Below are 19,007 nucleotides of genomic sequence, written 5' to 3' on the forward strand. Positions count from 1 at the left end.
CGGCCTGCTTCAGCGTGGCGATGATCTGTGTCTCGGTGAACTTCGATGTGCGCATGGAACCTCCTGACTTGGGAACGATGCCAGAAAGATCTACTTATGCGGTGTCTGCGGATCGGGGGAGCTTACGAGAGCATCAGGGACGGAGGTAATTAAACGGCGGCCCTGGCCGCCAGCCTGGCCTGCAGCAAGGCGCAGCATCAGCGGCAGCGCGCTCAACGGCATCGGCGCACAGGTAGGCTTGAGCGGCGGTACCCGACAGACCGCAGCAACTGTCGGTGGCCAAGCGGTGGCCGGTCGTGCCAGCGGCAGCGCCGGCAGCATCCGAGTTGCGACAGGCACCAACGGCAGCACCGGCACGCAGGTCGGCGCCGACACGCAGGACGCCACGCTCGCCACCTCGGGCGGCATCGTCAAGATGTCGGTCGCACCGGTCATGTCCAACGACAGCGGCCTGGTGCGCAGCAGCGTCGATCAGACGCATGTGCAGACCAGCGCCGCCGGGACCGGTGTCACCGCAGGTACGAACGACACCCGCACGCGTGTCGATCCCGCCACCATTCCCGTCACCAACATCGTTGGCGGCGGCCAGACGTCGCTGACGCAGATCGATCTGCCCATCGGCGGCCTGTATCGCCTGTCCAATGGCACGGCCACCGACCGCACCGCGATGGGCCGCGCGGCAACCGGCCTGGTCGGCATCAACGCCTGGCGCAGCAACGGCCCGGGCCGTCGCTACCTGATCGAGACCGATCCGCGCTTCGTCAATTACGACAACTTCATCAGCAGCGACTTCCTGCTGGACAAGCTGGGCGTGGACCCGGAGTGGACCCGACGTACCCCGATTTTAAGTAGCACCTCAGTTTTGGAGTCCAACTCGCCCGGAGATTTGGACATGACGTTACCAATCCGTACGGCCTTAGTAGAGCTTTGACTTGCTCAGTTGCGTCGTCATGGCTTGCACACATGCTCTGGCAGGCTGGCGAACGTTGACAACTCACCTCGACCGTCATGACGCAACATCGTTTAAACACATCGCAATGGTTCGGTCTTCTCGGCTGGCTGGTGCTGTGCTACGCGGTCGCCGCGCTGGGCGCAATGGCATCAATCCAGGCGGCCAGCTTTTATGCGCAGCTGCAGCGGCCGGCATGGGCGCCGCCGGGTTGGTTGTTCGGGCCGGTGTGGACGGTGCTGTACGGGATGATGGCGGTGTCGGTGTGGTCGGTGTGGCGCCGTGGGGGATGGGCTGGCGCGCGTGTGGCGCTGACTCTTTTCTTGGTGCAGCTGGCGCTCAATGGGCTGTGGAGTTGGTTGTTCTTTGCATGGCATCTGGGGGCGTGGGCGTTTACGGACATCGTGGCGCTGTGGCTGGTGCTGGCGGCGACCATCGGTGTGTTTGCGAAGAGGCAAGCTCTGGCGGCGTGGTTGTTGGTGCCGTATCTGGCATGGGTGAGCTTTGCGGCGGCGCTTAATTTCTCGGTCTGGCAACTCAACCCTCAGATGCTTGGCTGATCTTCGCTGCTGACCTTGGCTCGCACCGATTCGGGTTTCCGATAGCGACGATCTGTTGCTTGATGCGAAGTGGCCTGTTGCTCGAAGCAACCTGATGCCTGCAGCGATGTGATGCCTCGGGCGCAACCGATCCAGCTAGCTATATGGCTTCAGCCAAGCACATGACTCGACCAATGAAGGTCAGAAACCTGCGCAGCACGGCTCTGCAAGGCCGATCCAAAAGTTTCCATAGCAATCAATTGCTTGCGCGCTCAGTGCTTAAATCCCTGAGCGGCAAGGTTTTCTGTTCCATGCGCCGGGCGCGTGCACCTGCCCATTCACGCAACGCTTGACAGGCCTCGTCCCGGTGATGTCTTTTGCATGCATGGGTAACGCCTCCGCCATAGCTTCGCTTCTCTGCCAGCCGCTGCTGCGGGTCGGTGCATGCGTGACTGGCATTACCACCATCATTACTACCGCCACCATTCGCCCGGTGCGGTCCGTCGTCTTCGCGTAACTTCCGAAAACAACGGCCCCGCACCCGGATCAGGATGCGGGGGCTTCCCTCTCTCATCCGATGCGGACGGGGCCTCCCCAACGAGGTCTGTCGATGTCATCGCATGCTGTTTCGTTCGAACCCGCTGCTGTTCTTGCGTCCTCTGCGCGCACTGTCGTGCACAAATTCGGCGGCACCTCGGTGGCAGATGCCGAGCGTTATCGGCATGTGGCCCAGCTGCTGCTTGCACGCGACGAGACGGTGCAGGTCACCGTGGTCTCGGCGATGAAGGGCGTCACCGATGCCTTGATCGAACTGGCCGAACTGGCGGCGAAGAATCGCCCCGAATGGCGCGAGCGGTGGCACGAAACGCGCGCACGCCATCGCGGTGCGGCGGTCGCCTTACTCGGCGAGCATTCCGGGCCAACGGTGGAGTGGCTGGACGAACGCTTCGCGCATCTGTCGCAGATCCTCGGCGCGCTTGCGGTCATCGGGGAATTACCGCGCGAAGTGCTCGACCGCGTGCAAGGACTGGGCGAGGTGTATTCGGCGCAGTTGCTGGCCGATCACTTTCGCGCGATCGGCGAAGGCTGCGCAGTGCTGGACGCGCGCGATGTGCTGGTGGTCAATCGCGGCGAACTCGGTGTGGATGTGGACTGGGAGGCGAGTGCGCAGCGCCTCGCAACCTGGCGGCAAGCGCATCCGCAGACGCGCGTGGTGGTGACCGGATTCGTGGCGCGCGACCGTGCCGACCGCATCACCACGCTGGGCCGCAACGGCAGCGATTATTCGGGTGCCATCTTCGCTGCATTGTTCGATGCAGACGAACTGCATATCTGGACCGATGTGGATGGCGTGCTGTCGGCCGACCCGCGCGTGGTGCCCGAAGCGGTGCAACTGGAAACACTGAGCTACGACGAGGCCTGCGAGCTGGCATATTTCGGTGCGAAGGTGGTGCACCCGCAAACGATGTCGCCGGCGATCGAGCGCGGCCTGCCGATCATCATCCGCAACACCTTCCAGCCCGAGCATCCCGGCACGCGCATTACTGCCAGTAGCGCGGTGAGCGGGCCGATCAAGGGTCTGACGTTGAGCCCGGATCTGGCGGTGCTGAATCTGGAAGGCACCGGTCTGATCGGTGTGCCGGGCACGGCCGAGCGCGTGTTCGCCGCGCTGCGCACCGCGCAGGTGTCGGTGGTGATGATCTCGCAGGGTTCGTCGGAACATTCAATCTGCTGCGTGGTCAAGCAGCACGAGTCCGAGCGTGCACGCAACGCATTGTTGCAAGCGTTCGCGCATGAACTCACGGTCGGGCAGGTGCAGCGCGTGCAGCTGACCACCGGCATCAGCGTGCTCGCAGCAGTAGGCGATGGTATGGCCGGTCAGCCGGGTGTGGCGGCGCGCTTGTTCGAATCGTTGGGGCGAGCCCAGGTCAATATCCTGGCAATTGCGCAGGGCTCCTCCGAACGCAATATCTCGGTAGCGATCGATGCGGCGCACGCCACCAAGGCGTTGCGCGCGGCGCATGCCGGTTTCTGGTTGTCGCCGCAGACGTTTTCTGTGGGCGTGATCGGCCCGGGCAATGTGGGCGCGGCATTGCTGGACCAACTGCGCAACGCGCAACCGCAGTTGTTAGGCAAGGCCAATCTTGATCTGCGCCTGCGCGCGGTGGTCTCACGCGGTCGCATGCTGCTGGACGAACGCGGCCTGGTCGGCGACTGGCGCGATGCGTTTGCATCGTCCGCAACGCCCACCGATCTGGAACGCTTCACCACGCATCTGCTGTCTGCGCATCTGCCGCATACGGTGATCATCGATTGCAGCGGCAGCGCCGAAGTCGCAGACCGTTATGCGGGCTGGCTGGCAGCCGGCATCCACGTGGTGACGCCCAACAAGCAGGCGGGGTCCGGCCCGCTGGCGCGCTATGAGGCGATTCGCGCAGCGGCCGACGCCAGTGGTGCGCGCTTCCGTTATGAAGCCACCGTGGGCGCCGGTTTGCCGGTGATCACCACACTGCGCGACCTGGTCGACACCGGCGATGCAGTCACGTCCATCGAAGGCATCTTCTCCGGCACGTTGGCATGGTTGTTCAACAAGTACGACGGCAGCGTGCCCTTCGCCGAACTGGTGACGCAGGCGCGCGGCATGGGCTATACCGAACCGGATCCGCGCGACGATCTGTCCGGCGTGGACGTGGCGCGCAAGTTGGTGATCCTGGCGCGCGAAGCAGGGCGCTCCATCAGCCTGGAAGATGTGCAGGTTGAAAGCCTGGTGCCGGAAGCGCTGCGCCAGGCCAGCGTGGACGATTTCATGGCGCGCTTACCGGAAGTGGATGCCGCCTTTGCGCAGCGTCTGGCCGACGCGCGTGCGCGCGGCAACGTGCTTCGCTATGTGGCGCAGCTGCCGCCGGACCGCGCGCCCAGCGTGGGTCTTGTCGAGCTGCCGGCCGATCACGCGTTCGCCAATCTGCGTCTGACCGATAACGTGGTGCAGTTCACCACGCGGCGCTACTGCGAGAACCCGTTGGTGGTGCAGGGCCCGGGTGCCGGTCCGGAAGTGACCGCGGCAGGCGTGTTCGCCGATCTGCTGCGCGTGGCGGCAGGCGAGGGCGCGCGGCTGTGACGCATGCTGTTGTCAGCCAGGCCGGCGTGAGCCAGGCGGCCGTGGCGCAGGCGCAGGGTAGCGATCACGCTTCCCTGGGCAAGCACGGCTTGCACGAAGCGCGCGCCTTCGCGCCGGCATCGGTTGCGAATGTCGCGGTGGGATTCGACCTGCTCGGCTATCCGATCGATGGAATCGGCGACACAGTGACCGTGCGCCGTATCGACGCGCCAGTGGTGCGCATCGCTGCGATTCGCGGCACGACGGTGGCGCTGCCACTGGATGCCGAGCGCAACACTGCAGGCGCTGCACTCATTTCGCTGCGGTCCGCCTTGCAACTGCCTTATGGATTCGAAATCGAGATCGACAAAGGCATTGCGCTGAGCTCGGGCATGGGCGGGTCTGCCGCGTCATGCGTCGCGGCGTTGGTGGCGGCAAACGCGCTGCTGGCCTCGCCGTTGGATCACCACCAGCTCTACCAATACGCGCTCGATGGCGAAGCGGTGGCCAGCGGCAGCCGCCACGGCGACAACCTGGGGCCGCTGTTTGTCGGTGGCTTGGTGCTGTGCACGCTGGAGCGCCTGGTACCGATCGCGGTGCCGCTAGCGTGGCATAGCCTGCTGGTGCATCCGGATGCAGTGCTGGAAACGCGGCGCGCGCGCGAAGCCTTGGCAGGAAACTATCAATTGCGCGAATTCGTCGCGCAGAGCACCAATCTGGCGTTGGTGTTGGCCGGTTGCCATGGCGACGATGCAGACCTGGTACGCGCAGGCTTGCGTGATGTGCTGATCGAACCGCGTCGCGCCCCATTGATCGCCGGCTTCGCCGAAGCCAAACAGGCAGCGCTGGACCACAACGCCTTCGGCGCCAGCATTTCCGGCGCCGGGCCGAGCGTGTTTGCCTGGTTCGAATCGCGCGCCGCGGCCGAAGCTGCGGCACCGGCAGTGCAGGCCGGGTTTGCGGCCGTAGGGTTCGATAGCCAGGCCTGGGTCTCGCCGATCGCAAGTCCTGCGGCGCGGTTGCTCGAATGAATCGGGACGCACGCAATGACAACGCGCCGCAGGCAGCCGGTAGCAGGTCTGGCCTGCAGCTTGCCACACGTCATTTAGTCGACGACGACTTCGCTGATCTGCATGACCGGGGTCAGGTCGGTGTAGTTGGCGATGTCGGCGAGGATTTCCTGTGCATGCGGCCCGAAGCTGGCGTTGAAGGTCTCCACCGACTCGCAAAAGATGTGGCACATGCCGATGAACGCCGGCGGGCTGCCGGCGTCGCCGCCGCTGATGCCTTTGTCCACGGTGTATTTCAAACAGGCCGCGCCCATGCGCGCGCTCACCAGCGGCATGTGCCGGTCGCGGTAGTAGGCGTGATCGAAGCGGGCGCCGTCGCGGTACGGGTACATCACACTGACCTTGATCATCTGCCGACTCCACGGAAGGGTGCGCGCAGCATAGCCCCGCGCCATCGACCGTACGCAACCCTGCGGCCGAACGCCGGCGCAACGCGACGCCCGGCGACGTCACACGCGGCACCGCTTGTCACGGGCACCGCCCAGCCTTCGCTTTATCTGGAGTCATGCTGATGTTTATCTCCACCCGTGGCGGTGCCCCCGCCGCAAGCCTGAGCCAAGCCATTGCCGCCGGGCTGGCACCCGATGGCGGCCTCTACGTGCCGCAGACCCTTCCACCTGCCCGTACGCTGGTTGCGGGCGCCGGCCTGGCCGACACCGCCACTGCGCTGTTGCAGCCATTTTTCGAGGGCGACGCACTGGCGGCCGAACTGCCTGCCATCTGTGCCGAAGCCTTCGATTTCCCGGCGCCATTGGTGGCGCTGGGTACGCCGGGCGATTACGCGCTGGAGCTGTTTCATGGCCCCACGGCGGCGTTCAAGGATTTCGGTGCGCGCTTCCTGGCGGCCTGCCTGACCCGCTTGCGCCGCGCTGAAGACCGCCCGCTCACCATCCTGGTCGCCACCTCCGGCGACACCGGCGCCGCCGTGGCCGCCGCGTTCCATCGCCAGCCCGGCCTGCGCGTGGTGGTGCTGTATCCGGACGGCCGCGTGTCGCCGCGGCAGGCGCATCAGTTGGGGTGTTTCGGCGACAACATCCAGGCCCTGCGCGTGGCCGGCTCGTTCGACGACTGCCAGGCGATGGTCAAGCAGGCCTTGAACGATGCCGCGTTGCAGACGCAGGTGCCGCTGAGTTCGGCCAACAGCATCAGTCTGGGCCGGCTGCTGCCGCAGATGAGTTACTACGCGCATGCCGCCCTGCAGCATCATGCAGCGTCGGGCAGCGTGCTCAATCTGGTGATACCCACCGGTAACCTGGGCAACGCGCTGGCGGCGATCATCGCGCGCGCGCTCGGGGTGCCGTTGGGCCGCATCGCGCTGGCGTCCAACGCCAATCACGTGTTGCCGGACTATTTCGCGGGCGATGCCTACGCACCGCAGCCCAGCGTGTCCACCCTGGCCAATGCGATGGACGTGGGCGCGCCGAGCAATTTCGAGCGGCTGCGGTGGCTCTACAACGGCGACGATGCCGCCTTGCGTGAGGAATTCCGGGCCTTGTCGGTGGACGATGCGGCGATTCGCAACACCGTGCAGCAGCGCTTCGCGCGCTACGGCGAGGTGCATTGCCCGCATACCGCCACCGCGGTGCATGTGCTCGAACAACTGCGTGCCGAACGCGCGGAGAGCGGCACTGGCGACTGGGCGGTAGCGGCCACCGCGCATCCGGCAAAGTTCGAGGGCGTGGTGGAGCCGCTGATTGGCCGTTCCGTAGAGGTTCCGCCGGCACTGGCCGCACTGCTGCAGCGCCCAGCGCATGCCGAAGCATTGGCGCCGGACTACGCCGCCCTTCGGCAGCGCTTGCTTGTCGATGCCAGTTGACCCAACGCGTTCAGCCACCGGGGTTGGAAAGTGGCCCATATGCGGCTATTTCTAGGGGGTGCGGCCCCGCTGTGGCGCCGCGTCCGCTGTGGGTTGTTGCATGTCTGATCGAATGATTGCCGTTGCCGCCGTCTTGTGCGGGTGGGCAGCGGCCGGTGCGGCCAGTGCGGCCGATGCATTGGCTGGATCGCCGGTCCCGCCACTGGGCGCCCTGCGTGTGGGTCTGGTCGAGGCGCTGGCGCGCCAGGCGCCGTCGCTGGACCGTCAGGTGCTGGCCCTGGCCACAGAGGCGCTGCAATGCGCCCGCCAGCACCAGCAGGTGGGTGCCGAACGGGTGCTCAGCGTCATCGACTACAGCCGGCCCTCGACCGAGCGCCGGCTCTGGGTGTTCGATCTGGACAAGCAACGCCTGTTGTTTCGCGAATGGGTCGCGCACGGGCGCAATACCGGCGAGAATCTGTCGGCGAAGTTCTCCAATAACGACGGCAGCTTCCAGTCCAGCCTGGGCGCATTCACCGCGCAGGAGTCGTACACCGGGCACAACGGTTACTCGTTGCGGCTCAAGGGTCTGGAGCCGGGGTTCAACGACCACGCGCGCGACCGCGCCATCGTGATCCACGGCGCGCCCTATGTCAGCGAAGCCATCATCCGCACGCAGGGCCGGCTCGGCCGCAGCCTGGGCTGCCCGGCGGTGCGGCCAGCGGTGGCCAAGCAGTTGATCGATACATTGCGCGACGGTGCGTTCGTGTTCGCCTACTACCCGGATCGCGCCTGGCTGCGCCAATCGCGGCTGCTGAGCAGTGGCTGTGGCGGTGCGGCAGCGCGTGCAGTGGCCGGGCGCTGAGTGATCGCAGGCGGGTGCCCGACGCCAGTGTGCGCTCGGCGTGAAGCACGGCGCCGCTTTCGAATCGGTCGGTAAGTCGCTGCGCGGCTGTCAGCATGCGGATGGCTTGCATCATTTTGGAGCGGCTGCCTGCAAGCAACTGCGTCGCCTCAGGCGAGCGCTGCCGAGCGGCACCGACGCCGACGAGTGTGCAATCATGCGTGATATTGGCGGGCTGTGCCGGATCGACCGCCTGGACACTGGGCGCCGCCGTGTCAATCGGTCAACCAGTCGCACGGGTAAGCGCACACTGGCGCTCACGCGATCCCACCAGCCTCACACCGTATCGCCGGCGAGACGGCGCAGGGCGGCGTAATCCAGGATCTGCACCACCTGCAGTTGCGGTAGCGCGATCAACTGCTGCTGCCGCAGCTTGGTGAAGGTGCGGCTCACCGTTTCCACGGTCAGCCCCAAGTGGTCGGCGATGTCGCTGCGGCTCATCGGCAGCGCCACGGTATCGCCGCTGGCGCCAGGCTGGGTGGAGCGGGCTGCAAGCCGGAGCAGGAAATGCGCCAGCCGTTCGCTGGGTTGCAGGCGCGCCAGCAGCAGGCCGGTGTCCTGCGCGGCGGCCAGTTCCATGCTGGCGCGTTGCAGCAGCTTGCGTTCCAGCTGCGGGTAGCGCTCGCGCAGCTGGCGCATGTGCGCCATCGGCGTGCGGCACACCCAGCTGTCGACGATGGCTTCGATATCGTGGCGGTGCCGCGCGGTTTCGGTGAGCCCGACGTAGTCGCCGGGCAGCACGAAGCCGGTGATCTGGCGACGTCCGTCGGCCAGCGTGCGCACCATGCGCAACGCGCCGGAGGTCACGGTATAGACGTTGTGCCGGGTCTCGCCCGCACGTACCAGGGTGCTGCCGGGCGCATAGGCCGCTGCATGGGTGACCTGGTCCAGTGCGTCCATTTCCTGCGCCGAGAGCGCCGCACAAATGGCCCGGCCGCGCACGGCGCAAAGGGCGCAATCTGAGGTGGGCGTGCCGCTGGCGGATGCCGCGCTGGGCGCCGGGCAGGTCGCGCTGGGGTCGGAAAGCTGCCGGTATATGGGCCACGCACTGCTGGGACGCATTGAATGATACGCCATGCGGTCAGCGCGGCCGCCCAGCCGTTAGAATTGTGCGTTCGCCACATTGTCCTGCAGGAGTTTCGCTCGTGATCAAGCCCCGTACGCCGCCCGGCATCATGGAATTGCTGCCGCGCGAGCAGATCGCGTTCCAGCGCATGCTGGACGTCATCCGCCGCAACTACGAGCGGTTCGGGTTCCTGCCGGTCGAAACGCCGGTGTTCGAGCTGTCCGATGTACTGCTGACCAAATCCGGCGGCGAAACCGAGCGCCAGGTGTATTTCGTGCAGTCCACCGGCGCGCTGGCCAATGCCGCCGCTGCGGCCGATGAGGGCGCCGAGAACGGCGGCTTGCCGGAGCTTGCGCTGCGCTTCGACCTGACCGTGCCGCTGGCACGCTACGTCGCCGAGCACGAGCATGACTTGAGCTTCCCGTTCCGGCGCTACCAGATGCAGCGCGTGTATCGCGGCGAGCGTGCGCAGCGTGGGCGATTCCGCGAGTTCTACCAGTGCGACATCGACGTCATCGGCAAGGATGCGCTGAGCATCCGCTACGACGCCGAAGTGCTGGCGGTGATCCATGCGGTGTTTGCCGAGCTGGGCATCGGCGACTTCAAGGTGCAGTTGAACAATCGCAAGCTGCTGCGCGGCTTCTTCGAAAGCCTGGGCGTGGCCGAAGGCGAGTTGCAGCTGGCGGTGCTGCGCGAGGTCGACAAGATCGACAAGCGTGGCGCCGATTACGTGCGCGACACACTGGTGGGCGAGGGCTTTGGCATTCCTGCCGAGCAGGTCGCCAGGATTCTCGCCTTCGTGGCGGTGCGCTCCAACGGGCATGCCGATGCGCTGGCGCAGTTGCAGGCGCTGGAAGGCTCGGTCGGGGCCAGCGCGACGCTGGGCGAAGGCATCGCCGAGTTGCGCGAAGTGCTGGAGCTGGTCAAGGCGCTGGGCGTGCCGGAGAGCGCGTACTGCCTGAACTTCTCGATCGCGCGCGGGCTGGACTACTACACCGGCACCGTCTACGAAACCACCCTGACCGACCACCCGCAGATCGGCTCGATCTGCTCGGGCGGCCGTTACGACAGCCTGGCCAGCCACTACACCAAGTCCAAATTGCCCGGCGTGGGCATCTCGATCGGCCTGACCCGCCTGTTCTGGCAGCTGCGCGAGGCCGGCCTGATCCAGGGCATCGCCGAAAGCAGCGTGCAGGCGATGGTGGCGCTGATGGACGAGACCCGCCTGGACGACGCGCTGGATATCGCGCGCCGGCTGCGCATCGGCGGCATCAACACCGAAGTGCAGATGGAGCCGAAGAAAATCGGCAAGCAGTTCCAGTATGCGGCTCGTGCCGGCATCCGCTTCGTGGTGCTGGCCGGCGACGACGAACTGGCCCGCGGCGTGGTGGCAGTGAAAGACCTGGTGCGCGAGCAGCAGTTCGATGTGGCCCGCGATGAGCTGGCCAGCACCTTGCAGGTGGAGCTGGAGCAGGCCAGGGCGATGCTTGTGCCGGTGCTGTTCGGTCCGGCTGATGCGTGACTCGATCGAAATCGTGCTGGACGCGCCGGTGTTCTTCGCCAGGCAAGACGAGGAGCAATTTTTCAGTTGGCTCGCCGCCTTGCCCGCCTACGCCGGGGTCGAGGGCAGGGGCCGTCAGTTGCATCTGGAATTGACCGTGCCGGTAGATCCCGCGACGGTTGAATCCTTGTTGGTGATCTGTCACCGATGGGAGATCGACAACGCGCCTCTGGCGCCTCTGAAAAGTGAGGCGGTGTCCTGGCACGTGTTGTGGGCTCCCACGGCACCGAAGGGGAATGGCGCCTTCTAGGGCAATGCCGCGGTGGTGATGCTCGTTGAGGCGTCCGGCCCGGTCACGTCATCGTTTGTGATCGTCACCCGGGCAGCTTCGATTTCGCTAGGACTGTCGGGGGCCGAATGATCGGCGTCATGCATCAGCCTTAACGTTCTCGATTCTCCAGACCCAGGCGGGGTGACAATGCTGCCTGCTTGCGTTAATGTACTAACACGCTATTACATTAACGCAATGAAACAACGACCCGCCACCCGCGAAAATACCGACGTTGCCGCCTCGCTGACGATACTGGCCGATGCGCTGGCATGCCTGCGCGCGCCCGAGGCGGTCGAAGCGTTTCTGCGTGACCTCTGCACGCCCGCCGAGCTGGAAGCCATGGCCGACCGCTGGCGGGTGGTGCCCTTGTTGATCAAGGGCGTGCCGTATCGCGAAATCCACGAGCTGACCCAGGTCAGCGTGACCACCATCGGGCGCGTTGCGCGCACCCTGGACCACGGTGCCGGCGGCTATGCCGCGGCCCTGCGCGAGCAGTCGTCGCGCCCCGACGACTCCCACTGAGAGAACAAGATGAGTGCTTCCACGGCAGCGCCGGCACGTGACCGGTTGCGTATCGCCATCCAGAAGAGCGGCCGCCTGGCCGAGCCGGCGCGCAGCCTGCTGGCCGCCTGCGGGCTGAGCTGGCGGCAGAGCCGCGACAAGCTGTTCTGCTACGGTGAGTCGTTGCCGGTGGACCTGCTGCTGGTGCGCGACGACGATATCCCCGGCCTGATCGCCGATGGCGTCTGCGACTTGGGCATCGTCGGCCAGAACGAGCTGGAAGAGCAGGCCGCCGAGCGCCGCCGTCATGGCTTGCCGGCCGCCTATCACGCGGTACGTGGGGTCGGCTTCGGCCAGTGCCGCCTGATGCTCGCCGTGCCGGAAGAATGGGACTGGCACGGCGTGGCGCAACTGGCGGGCAAGCGTATCGCCACCAGCTACCCGGCGATCCTGGCCGATTGGCTGGAGCGGCAGGGCATCGAAGCGACGGTGGTGGAGTTGTCCGGTTCGGTGGAAATCGCACCGCGCCTGGGCACTGCCGATCTGATCTGCGATCTGGTCTCCAGCGGCGCCACCCTGGCCGCCAACCAGCTCAAGCCGGTCGAACTGGTGATGGAAAGCGAAGCGGTGCTGGCCGGCGCGGTGCGCGAACCTGCCGATGCGCGTGCCGGCCTGCTGGCAATGCTGCTGCGGCGCATGGACGGCGTGCTCAAGCTGCGCGACAGCAAGCTGCTGATGTTCCGTGCCGAACAGACCAAGGTCGATGCGCTGCGCCGCCTGCTGCCCGATGCTGATCCGCTGGTGCAGTTGCCCGACGATGGCAACGGCGCGCTGCGCTTGCAGACCATGTGCCACGGCGCGGTGACCTGGCAGCGCCTGGAAGAACTCGAACGCGCAGGTGCGCAAGGCTTGATGGTGTTGACGGTGGAGCGCTCGCTGGCATGAAGATTCTCGATTGGTCCCAACTCGACGGTGCCGCACAGACCGACGCATTGACCCGCCCGGCGCAGACCGTGGCCGCACGCACGCGCGATGCGGTCGCCGCGTTGATTGCCGACGTACGCACGCGCGGCGATGCCGCATTGCGCGAGATCACCGCGCATTTCGATGGCGTGTCGCTGGACAGCTTCGCAGTGAGCGAAGCCGAATTCGCCGCCGCCGAAGCGGCCGTCCCACCGGAGCTGCGCCAGGCCATGCAGGATGCGGTTGCACGCATCGACACCTTCCACCGCGCCGGTATGAGCGGGGGCTATGCGGTGGAAACCGCGCCCGGTGTGGTGTGCGAAAAGATCGTGCGTCCGATCGGTCGTGTCGGTTTATACGTGCCGGCCGGCAGCGCGCCGTTGCCGTCGACGGCATTGATGCTCGGCGTGCCTGCGCGTCTGGCCGGATGCCGCGAGGTGGTGTTGTGCACGCCGCCGCGCAAGGACGGCAGCGTGGACCCGGCGGTGCTGGTGGCCGCGCGGCTCACCGGCGTGCGCCGCGTGTTCAAGCTCGGCGGTGCGCAGGCGATCGCGGCGATGGCGCATGGCACCGAATCGCTGCCCAGCTGCGACAAGCTGTTCGGCCCGGGCAACAGCTATGTCACCGAAGCCAAGCAGCAGGTGGCCCAGTCCGGTGCGGCGGCGATCGACATGCCGGCCGGCCCCTCGGAAGTCTTGGTGATCGCCGATGCGGGCGCGCAACCGGCGTTCGTGGCTGCTGACCTATTGTCGCAGGCCGAACACGGCCCCGATTCGCAGGTGCTGTTGCTCTCCGACAGCGACGCGTTGATCGATGCGGTGCAAGCGCAGCTGGAACTTCAGCTGGCGCAACTGTCGCGTGCCGACATTGCGCGCCAGGCGCTGGCGCAATCGCGGCTGATCAAGGTGCAGACGCTGGATGAGGCGTTTGCGATCAGTAATCGCTATGCGCCGGAACATCTGATTCTTGCGCTGCGCGAACCGCGCGGATGGTTGGCGCAAGTCGAAGCGGCCGGATCGGTGTTTCTCGGCGATTACACGCCCGAAGCGCTTGGCGACTACTGCAGCGGCACCAATCATGTATTGCCGACCAGCGGTGCGGCGCGCGCCTACAGCGGCGTGAGCGTGGCCAGCTTCCAGAACATGGTCAGCGTGCAGGCAGCCAGCAAGGCCGGCATCGACGGTATCGGCGCATGCGCTTTGGTCCTCGCACGGGCCGAGGGGCTGGATGCGCATGCCAACGCGGTGGCGCTACGCATGGGAGTGGCGGCATGAGCGCGTCGTCGATTCTGGATCTGGTACGCGAAGACCTGCGTGCATTCGCGGGCTATTCGTCGGCGCGCACCAGCGCGTTGCAGGGCGATGTGTGGCTCAACGCCAACGAGTCTGCCTGGGCCAATCCCGCCGATCCCGACGCCAGCACACGGCGCTATCCCGACCCGCAACCCAAGGGCCTGCGCAGCGCGCTTGCGGCGCTGTACGGTTGCGCACCCGAGCAGCTGTTGATCGGCCGCGGCAGCGACGAGGCGATCGATCTGCTGGTACGTGGCCTGTGCGTGCCAGAGCGCGATGCGGTGCTGGTCACGCCGCCGGTGTTCGGCATGTACGCCGTGTGCGCACGGCTGCAGAACGCGCCGCTGGTGGACGTGCCGCTGGTCGATGGGCCCGACGGTTTCCATACGGATATCCCGGCGATCGTGGCAACGGCATTGTCTTCGAACGCCAAGTTGGTGTTCCTGTGTTCGCCGTCCAATCCTGCTGGTTCGGCCATCGCGCTGGACCAGATCGAACAAGCGCTGCAGGCCTTGCAAGGCAAGGCGCTGGTGGTGGTGGACGAGGCCTACGGCGAATTTTCCGATGTGCCTTCGGCGGTCGGCCTGCTCGGGCGTTACGACAATCTCGCCGTGTTGCGCACGCTTTCCAAAGCGCATGCATTAGCGGCGGCACGTATCGGCACGCTGATCGCCAATGCCGAGTTGATCGCCTTGCTGCGCCGCTGCCAGGCGCCGTACCCGGTGCCTATACCATGTGCAGCCATGGCCGAGCAGGCTTTGTCTGCGCCAGCGCTGGAGGTTACCCGCCGCCGCATCGCCGAGGTGCGTAGCGAACGCGAACGTATGCACAAGGCGTTGGTGCAGCTGCTTGGCGTACGTCAGGTCTATCCCTCGCAAGGCAACTTCCTGCTGGTGCGTTTCGACGATGCCGAAGGCGCATTCCAGGCGCTCCTGGAGGCCGGGGTGGTGGTGCGCGATCAACGCGCAGTGCCGCGCCTGGCCGACGCGTTGCGGATCACGCTGGGCACGCACGAACAGAACCAGCGCGTGCTGAGCGCGCTACAACGCACGCAGGAGGCCGCCGCATGACCCCGATTCTTTTTGTCGACCGCGACGGCACGCTGATCGCCGAGCCGGCCGATTACCAGATCGACGCCTACGAAAAATTGCGCTTGGTCGATCACGTGATTCCGGCGATGCTCAAGCTGCGCGATGCCGGCTATCAGTTCGTCATCGTCAGCAACCAGGATGGGTTGGGCAGCGAGAGCTACCCACGCGCGTCCTTCGACGGCCCGAACAATCTGATGCTGCAGATCTTCGCCAGCCAGGGCATCGAATTTCGCGAAGTGCTGATCGATTGCAGCTGGCCTGCCGACAATGCGCCCACGCGCAAGCCCGGTATCGGCCTGATGGTGCCGTATCTGCAGGACCGCACCATCGACTGGGCACGCTCGGCGATGGTGGGCGACCGCATCACCGACATCCAGTTCGCGCAGAATCTGAATATCCGCGGGTTTCAGCTGCGCACCGATGAGTTCGGCGGCGAGTGGGACTGGTCCGGCATCGCCCACGAGCTGGCCGATGCGCCACGCCGTGCGCTGGTCCAGCGCAATACCAAGGAAACCAGGATCCGCGTCGAACTGGATCTGGATCGTGTCGCCGAGCCGAAGACTGCCACCGGTCTGCCGTTCTTCGACCACATGTTGGAACAGATCGGCAAGCATGGCGGTTTTGCGCTGGAGATCCGTGCCGAAGGCGATCTGCATATCGATGAGCACCACACCATCGAAGACACCGGCCTTGCGCTGGGCCAAGCGCTGCGTGAAGCGCTGGGCGATAAACGCGGCATCGGCCGTTACGGCTTCGATCCGGAAAGCAGCCCCTGGCGTGTCGCGGGCGACACGCCGCAGCACGGCTTCACGTTGCCGATGGACGAAACCATCGCAAGTGCGGCGCTGGATTTCAGTGGCCGCCCGTATTTCGTCTTCGAGGGCGAATTCAAGCGCGAGCGCGTCGGCGACATGCCCACCGAACTGGTGCCGCATTTCTTCCGTTCGATCTGCGATGCGTCCGGCTTGAATCTGCATCTGACCGTGCGTGGCGAGAACGATCACCACAAGGTGGAAGCCTGCTTCAAGGCCTTGGCGCGGGCATTGCGTCAGGCGATTCGCCGTGAGGGCACCGCGTTGCCGACCACCAAGGGCGCGCTATGACCGACGTTGCGCTGATCGATGCCGGTGGCGCCAACCTGGGCTCGGTGCGCTATGCATTGGAGCGCTTGGGCGTCGACGCGCGCTTGGTGCGCGATGCGGCTGGCCTGCAGGGCGCGCAGCGGGTGATCCTGCCCGGCGTCGGGGCGGCGCCAGAGGCGATGTCGCGTCTGCGCGCGCAGGGCTTGGTCGAGCCGTTGCGGGAACTGCAGGTGCCGTTGATCGGCATCTGTCTGGGCATGCAGTTGCTGTTCGAACATTCCGAAGAAGGCGATGTCGAGTGCCTGGGTCTGCTGCCGGGCATCGTGCGGCACATGACGCCTGCGCTTGGCATTCGCATTCCGCACATGGGCTGGAACCAGCTGGTGCCGATGCGCGACTCCGCGTTGCTGGCCGGTCTGCCCGAGCGCGCCAGTGCATATTTCGTACATGGTTACGCGGCGCCGGTGACGGCCGACACCGTGGCCGCCTGCGATCACGGCGGGTTGTTCACCGCCGTGGTGCAGAACGGGCTGCGCTGCGGCGCGCAATTCCACCCTGAGCGTTCGGCCGAGACCGGTGCACGCATCCTGCGCAATTTTCTTGAGATGAGCTTCCCATGAGTTTCACCGTTTACCCGGCGCTGGATATCCGCAACGCTCGCGTGGTCCGCCTGTTGCAAGGCGATTACGCGCGCGAAACGCAGTACGGCGACGACGTGCTGCCGCGTGCGCAGGCATTCGCCGATGCCGGTGCGCAGTGGATGCATCTGGTCGATCTGGATGCGGCCAAGGCGGGCGGCTACACCCTGGCCGGCACACTCGGCGAGATTGCGCGTGCCACCGGCTTGCGCGTGCAGACCGGCGGCGGTGTGCGCTCGCGCGAGGATGTGGCGCGCATCCTCGACGCAGGCGCCGCACGCGTGGTGATCGGCTCATTGGCAGTGCGCGATAGCGAGATGGTGGTTGGCTGGCTGCAGGAATTCGGCGCCGATCGTCTGACGATTGCGCTGGACACGCGCCAGGACGCCGATGGCGTCTGGCAGTTGCCGGTGCACGGCTGGACCGAAGCTGCAGACGCCACGCTGGATCAATTGGCCGTGCGCTACGCGCAAGCCGGGCTGCAGCATTTGCTGTGTACCGACATTGCCCGCGACGGCATGCTGTCCGGCCCCAACATGGCGCTGTACGGGCATTTGCGCGCGCTGACGCCGCAGTTGCAGGTGCAGGTCTCCGGGGGCGCGCGCAATCTGGCCGATGTCGCCGCTGCCAAGGCCGCGGGCTGCGCTGGCATCGTGCTGGGCAAGGCCTTGCTCGAAGGGCATCTGAATCTCGACGAGGCACTGGCATGCTGAGCCGTCGCATCATTCCGTGCCTGGACGTGCGCGATGGGCGCGTGGTCAAGGGCGTCAAGTTCCGCGATCACATCGACATGGGCGACATCGTCGAACTGGCATTGCGCTACCGCGCGCAGGGCGCCGACGAGCTGGTGTTCTACGACATCGGTGCCAGCCCGGAAGGACGCTCGGTCGACTACACCTGGGTCGAGCGGGTGGCGCGGCTGATCGATATTCCGTTCTGCGTGGCCGGAGGTATTGGCGATGTGGAAACAGCGCGCGCGGTGCTGCACGCCGGTGCCGACAAGATATCGATCAACTCGCCCGCGCTTGGCCGCCCGCAATTGATTTCCGAGCTGGCCGATGCCTTTGGCGTGCAATGTGTCGTGGTCGGCATCGACTCGATTCGTGAGGAAGATGGTCAGTGGCGCGTGCGCCGCTACACCGGCGATCCGAGCAAGACCCAGGCGCTGCCGATGCGCACGCTGGATTGGGTGGCCGAAGCGCAGCGGTTGGGCGCAGGCGAAATCGTGCTCAATTGCATGGACAACGACGGCGTGCGTCGCGGCTACGACATCGTCCAGTTGCGGCAGGTGCGCGCGTTATGCCGCGTGCCGCTGATCGCCTCCGGCGGTGCAGGCGAAATGCAGCACTTCGCCGATGTGTTCGACCAGGCCGATGTGGATGGCGCACTGGCGGCCAGCGTATTTCACAGTGGTGCGATTCCGATTCCGGAACTCAAGCAATTCTTGCGCGCGCAACAGATCGAGGTACGCGATGGGCAGTAACGAAGTGGCGACGGGCGACCCGCTCGCAACGCTGGATTGGAGCAAGGGCGAGGGCCTGTTGCCGGTGATCGTGCAGGACGCCGACAACCTGCGCGTGCTGATGCTGGGCTACATGAATGCCCAAGCGTTGGCCGTGACCCAGCAGCGCGGTGAAGTCACCTTCTTCAGCCGCAGCAAGCAGCGCTTGTGGACCAAGGGCGAGAGCTCGGGGAACGTGTTGCGCGTGGTGTCGATCCAGACCGACTGCGATGCCGACACGTTGCTGGTGCAGGCGCGCCCGCATGGCCCGACCTGTCACCTGGGCCGCACCAGTTGCTTCCCGTCTGCGCCCGGGCAGTTTCTGGGCAGCCTGGATGCGCTGGTGGCCGAGCGCGAGCGCGAACGACCGCACGGTAGCTACACCACCAAGCTGTTCGAGCAAGGCATCCGTCGCATCGCGCAGAAGGTAGGCGAGGAGGGCGTTGAAACCGCGCTGGCCGGTGTGGTGCAGGACGATGACGCGTTGCTCGGCGAATCGGCCGATCTGCTGTATCACCTGATCGTGCTGCTGCGCGCACGTGGACTGGGGCTTGGCGATGCGGCGGCGTTGCTGGAGTCGCGGCATCAATAACGCGGTCGCGTAGGAGCGCACCCGGGCGCGGCGCGTTATCGGTAACGCCCATCGCGCCCGGGTGCGCTCCTACAGGGTACGTGTCGGCGTGTCCT

At 65.9% G+C, this 19,007-nt stretch carries 18 protein-coding genes and 1 pseudogene; 17 read left to right on the plus strand and 2 right to left on the minus strand.

What is annotated here, in order from left to right:
• Positions 1-190: 190 nt before the first annotated feature.
• The 4 genes and pseudogenes from F7R02_RS26875 to F7R02_RS07730 form a co-directional block, all read left to right on the plus strand.
• Positions 191-832 (plus strand): annotated as a pseudogene (locus tag F7R02_RS26875) (hemagglutinin repeat-containing protein); the annotation flags it as partial.
• A 176-nt stretch (positions 833-1,008) separates the two neighbouring features.
• Positions 1,009-1,509, plus strand: a complete 501-nt coding sequence (locus tag F7R02_RS07720; protein ID WP_005932068.1) for a TspO/MBR family protein — start codon at positions 1,009-1,011, stop codon at positions 1,507-1,509.
• A 589-nt stretch (positions 1,510-2,098) separates the two neighbouring features.
• The gene (gene thrA, locus F7R02_RS07725) at positions 2,099-4,606 is read left to right on the plus strand and encodes a bifunctional aspartate kinase/homoserine dehydrogenase I (RefSeq protein WP_078591027.1); all 2,508 of its coding nucleotides are present in this window, start codon (positions 2,099-2,101) and stop codon (positions 4,604-4,606) included.
• 41 nt (positions 4,607-4,647) lie between these two features.
• Positions 4,648-5,616, plus strand: coding sequence for a homoserine kinase (locus F7R02_RS07730; RefSeq protein ID WP_078591049.1), 969 nt, complete (start codon positions 4,648-4,650; stop codon positions 5,614-5,616).
• Positions 5,617-5,690: 74 nt separating this feature from the next.
• On the opposite strand, the gene F7R02_RS07735 is transcribed toward F7R02_RS07730, so the two are convergent.
• Positions 5,691-6,005, minus strand: coding sequence for an EthD family reductase (locus tag F7R02_RS07735; RefSeq protein WP_015463099.1), 315 nt, complete (start codon positions 6,003-6,005; stop codon positions 5,691-5,693).
• Between the two features lie 155 nt (positions 6,006-6,160).
• Between F7R02_RS07735 and thrC the strand changes: the two genes are divergently transcribed.
• Positions 6,161-7,471: a threonine synthase gene (gene thrC / locus F7R02_RS07740; RefSeq protein WP_172397278.1), complete on the plus strand. Its 1,311-nt coding sequence runs from the start codon at positions 6,161-6,163 to the stop codon at positions 7,469-7,471.
• Between the two features lie 100 nt (positions 7,472-7,571).
• A complete protein-coding gene (locus F7R02_RS07745) occupies positions 7,572-8,315 on the plus strand; it encodes a murein L,D-transpeptidase catalytic domain family protein (RefSeq protein ID WP_078591028.1) in 744 nt (247 codons plus the stop codon).
• Between the two features lie 315 nt (positions 8,316-8,630).
• On the opposite strand, the gene F7R02_RS07750 is transcribed toward F7R02_RS07745, so the two are convergent.
• Positions 8,631-9,296, minus strand: coding sequence for a Crp/Fnr family transcriptional regulator (locus F7R02_RS07750; protein WP_172107289.1), 666 nt, complete (start codon positions 9,294-9,296; stop codon positions 8,631-8,633).
• Positions 9,297-9,499: 203 nt separating this feature from the next.
• Here F7R02_RS07750 and hisS point away from each other — a divergent pair, with 203 nt between their 5' ends.
• The 11 genes from hisS to hisIE all read left to right on the plus strand — a co-directional run bounded on the left by hisS (position 9,500) and on the right by hisIE (position 18,912).
• Positions 9,500-10,942 (plus strand): histidine--tRNA ligase, encoded by a 1,443-nt coding sequence (gene hisS / locus F7R02_RS07755; protein ID WP_078591029.1) that lies wholly within the window; start codon positions 9,500-9,502, stop codon positions 10,940-10,942.
• Positions 10,935-11,231 carry a hypothetical protein gene (locus F7R02_RS07760; protein ID WP_078591030.1) on the plus strand — a complete coding sequence of 99 codons (297 nt, stop codon included), beginning with the start codon at positions 10,935-10,937 and terminating at the stop codon, positions 11,229-11,231. The genes hisS and F7R02_RS07760 overlap by 8 nt, the downstream gene beginning before the upstream one ends.
• A 216-nt stretch (positions 11,232-11,447) precedes the next feature.
• Positions 11,448-11,774 carry a YerC/YecD family TrpR-related protein gene (locus tag F7R02_RS07765; protein ID WP_078591031.1) on the plus strand — a complete coding sequence of 109 codons (327 nt, stop codon included), beginning with the start codon at positions 11,448-11,450 and terminating at the stop codon, positions 11,772-11,774.
• 9 nt (positions 11,775-11,783) lie between these two features.
• Positions 11,784-12,698 carry an ATP phosphoribosyltransferase gene (gene hisG, locus F7R02_RS07770; protein WP_005932045.1) on the plus strand — a complete coding sequence of 305 codons (915 nt, stop codon included), beginning with the start codon at positions 11,784-11,786 and terminating at the stop codon, positions 12,696-12,698.
• Positions 12,695-13,990 (plus strand): histidinol dehydrogenase, encoded by a 1,296-nt coding sequence (gene hisD / locus F7R02_RS07775; RefSeq protein ID WP_078591032.1) that lies wholly within the window; start codon positions 12,695-12,697, stop codon positions 13,988-13,990. Before hisG ends, hisD begins: the two co-directional genes overlap by 4 nt.
• Positions 13,987-15,078 (plus strand): histidinol-phosphate transaminase, encoded by a 1,092-nt coding sequence (gene hisC, locus F7R02_RS07780; protein WP_078591033.1) that lies wholly within the window; start codon positions 13,987-13,989, stop codon positions 15,076-15,078. The genes hisD and hisC overlap by 4 nt, the downstream gene beginning before the upstream one ends.
• The gene (gene hisB / locus F7R02_RS07785; protein ID WP_005932038.1) at positions 15,075-16,202 is read left to right on the plus strand and encodes a bifunctional histidinol-phosphatase/imidazoleglycerol-phosphate dehydratase HisB; all 1,128 of its coding nucleotides are present in this window, start codon (positions 15,075-15,077) and stop codon (positions 16,200-16,202) included. Before hisC ends, hisB begins: the two co-directional genes overlap by 4 nt.
• Complete coding sequence (gene hisH / locus F7R02_RS07790) at positions 16,199-16,801, plus strand: imidazole glycerol phosphate synthase subunit HisH (protein WP_003486219.1); 603 nt, start codon at positions 16,199-16,201, stop codon at positions 16,799-16,801. The genes hisB and hisH overlap by 4 nt, the downstream gene beginning before the upstream one ends.
• Complete coding sequence (gene hisA / locus F7R02_RS07795) at positions 16,798-17,532, plus strand: 1-(5-phosphoribosyl)-5-[(5-phosphoribosylamino)methylideneamino]imidazole-4-carboxamide isomerase (RefSeq protein ID WP_005915376.1); 735 nt, start codon at positions 16,798-16,800, stop codon at positions 17,530-17,532. Before hisH ends, hisA begins: the two co-directional genes overlap by 4 nt.
• Complete coding sequence (gene hisF, locus F7R02_RS07800) at positions 17,526-18,302, plus strand: imidazole glycerol phosphate synthase subunit HisF (protein WP_039579989.1); 777 nt, start codon at positions 17,526-17,528, stop codon at positions 18,300-18,302. Before hisA ends, hisF begins: the two co-directional genes overlap by 7 nt.
• On the plus strand, positions 18,292-18,912 hold the full coding sequence (gene hisIE / locus F7R02_RS07805) for a bifunctional phosphoribosyl-AMP cyclohydrolase/phosphoribosyl-ATP diphosphatase HisIE (protein WP_005915380.1): 621 nt from the start codon (positions 18,292-18,294) through the stop codon (positions 18,910-18,912). The genes hisF and hisIE overlap by 11 nt, the downstream gene beginning before the upstream one ends.
• Positions 18,913-19,007: the final 95 nt, after the last annotated feature.

The organism is Xanthomonas cissicola (assembly GCF_008801575.1).
GTDB classification, from domain to species: Bacteria; Pseudomonadota; Gammaproteobacteria; order Xanthomonadales; family Xanthomonadaceae; genus Xanthomonas; species Xanthomonas cissicola.

Bases quoted from the DNA above. Each gene is read 5' to 3' on its own strand.
- F7R02_RS07720 (WP_005932068.1), top strand. From the start codon at position 1,009: ATGACGCAACATCGTTTAAACACATCGCAATGGTTCGGTCTTCTCGGC.
- hisIE (WP_005915380.1), top strand. From the start codon at position 18,292: ATGGGCAGTAACGAAGTGGCGACGGGCGACCCGCTCGCAACGCTGGAT.
- hisB (WP_005932038.1), top strand. From the start codon at position 15,075: ATGACCCCGATTCTTTTTGTCGACCGCGACGGCACGCTGATCGCCGAG.
- F7R02_RS07735 (WP_015463099.1), bottom strand. From the start codon at position 6,005: ATGATCAAGGTCAGTGTGATGTACCCGTACCGCGACGGCGCCCGCTTC.
- hisD (WP_078591032.1), top strand. From the start codon at position 12,695: ATGAAGATTCTCGATTGGTCCCAACTCGACGGTGCCGCACAGACCGAC.
- hisA (WP_005915376.1), top strand. From the start codon at position 16,798: ATGAGTTTCACCGTTTACCCGGCGCTGGATATCCGCAACGCTCGCGTG.
- hisC (WP_078591033.1), top strand. From the start codon at position 13,987: ATGAGCGCGTCGTCGATTCTGGATCTGGTACGCGAAGACCTGCGTGCA.
- F7R02_RS07765 (WP_078591031.1), top strand. From the start codon at position 11,448: ATGAAACAACGACCCGCCACCCGCGAAAATACCGACGTTGCCGCCTCG.
- hisF (WP_039579989.1), top strand. From the start codon at position 17,526: ATGCTGAGCCGTCGCATCATTCCGTGCCTGGACGTGCGCGATGGGCGC.
- hisG (WP_005932045.1), top strand. From the start codon at position 11,784: ATGAGTGCTTCCACGGCAGCGCCGGCACGTGACCGGTTGCGTATCGCC.
- hisH (WP_003486219.1), top strand. From the start codon at position 16,199: ATGACCGACGTTGCGCTGATCGATGCCGGTGGCGCCAACCTGGGCTCG.
- F7R02_RS07745 (WP_078591028.1), top strand. From the start codon at position 7,572: ATGTCTGATCGAATGATTGCCGTTGCCGCCGTCTTGTGCGGGTGGGCA.
- thrC (WP_172397278.1), top strand. From the start codon at position 6,161: ATGCTGATGTTTATCTCCACCCGTGGCGGTGCCCCCGCCGCAAGCCTG.
- thrA (WP_078591027.1), top strand. From the start codon at position 2,099: ATGTCATCGCATGCTGTTTCGTTCGAACCCGCTGCTGTTCTTGCGTCC.
- F7R02_RS07760 (WP_078591030.1), top strand. From the start codon at position 10,935: ATGCGTGACTCGATCGAAATCGTGCTGGACGCGCCGGTGTTCTTCGCC.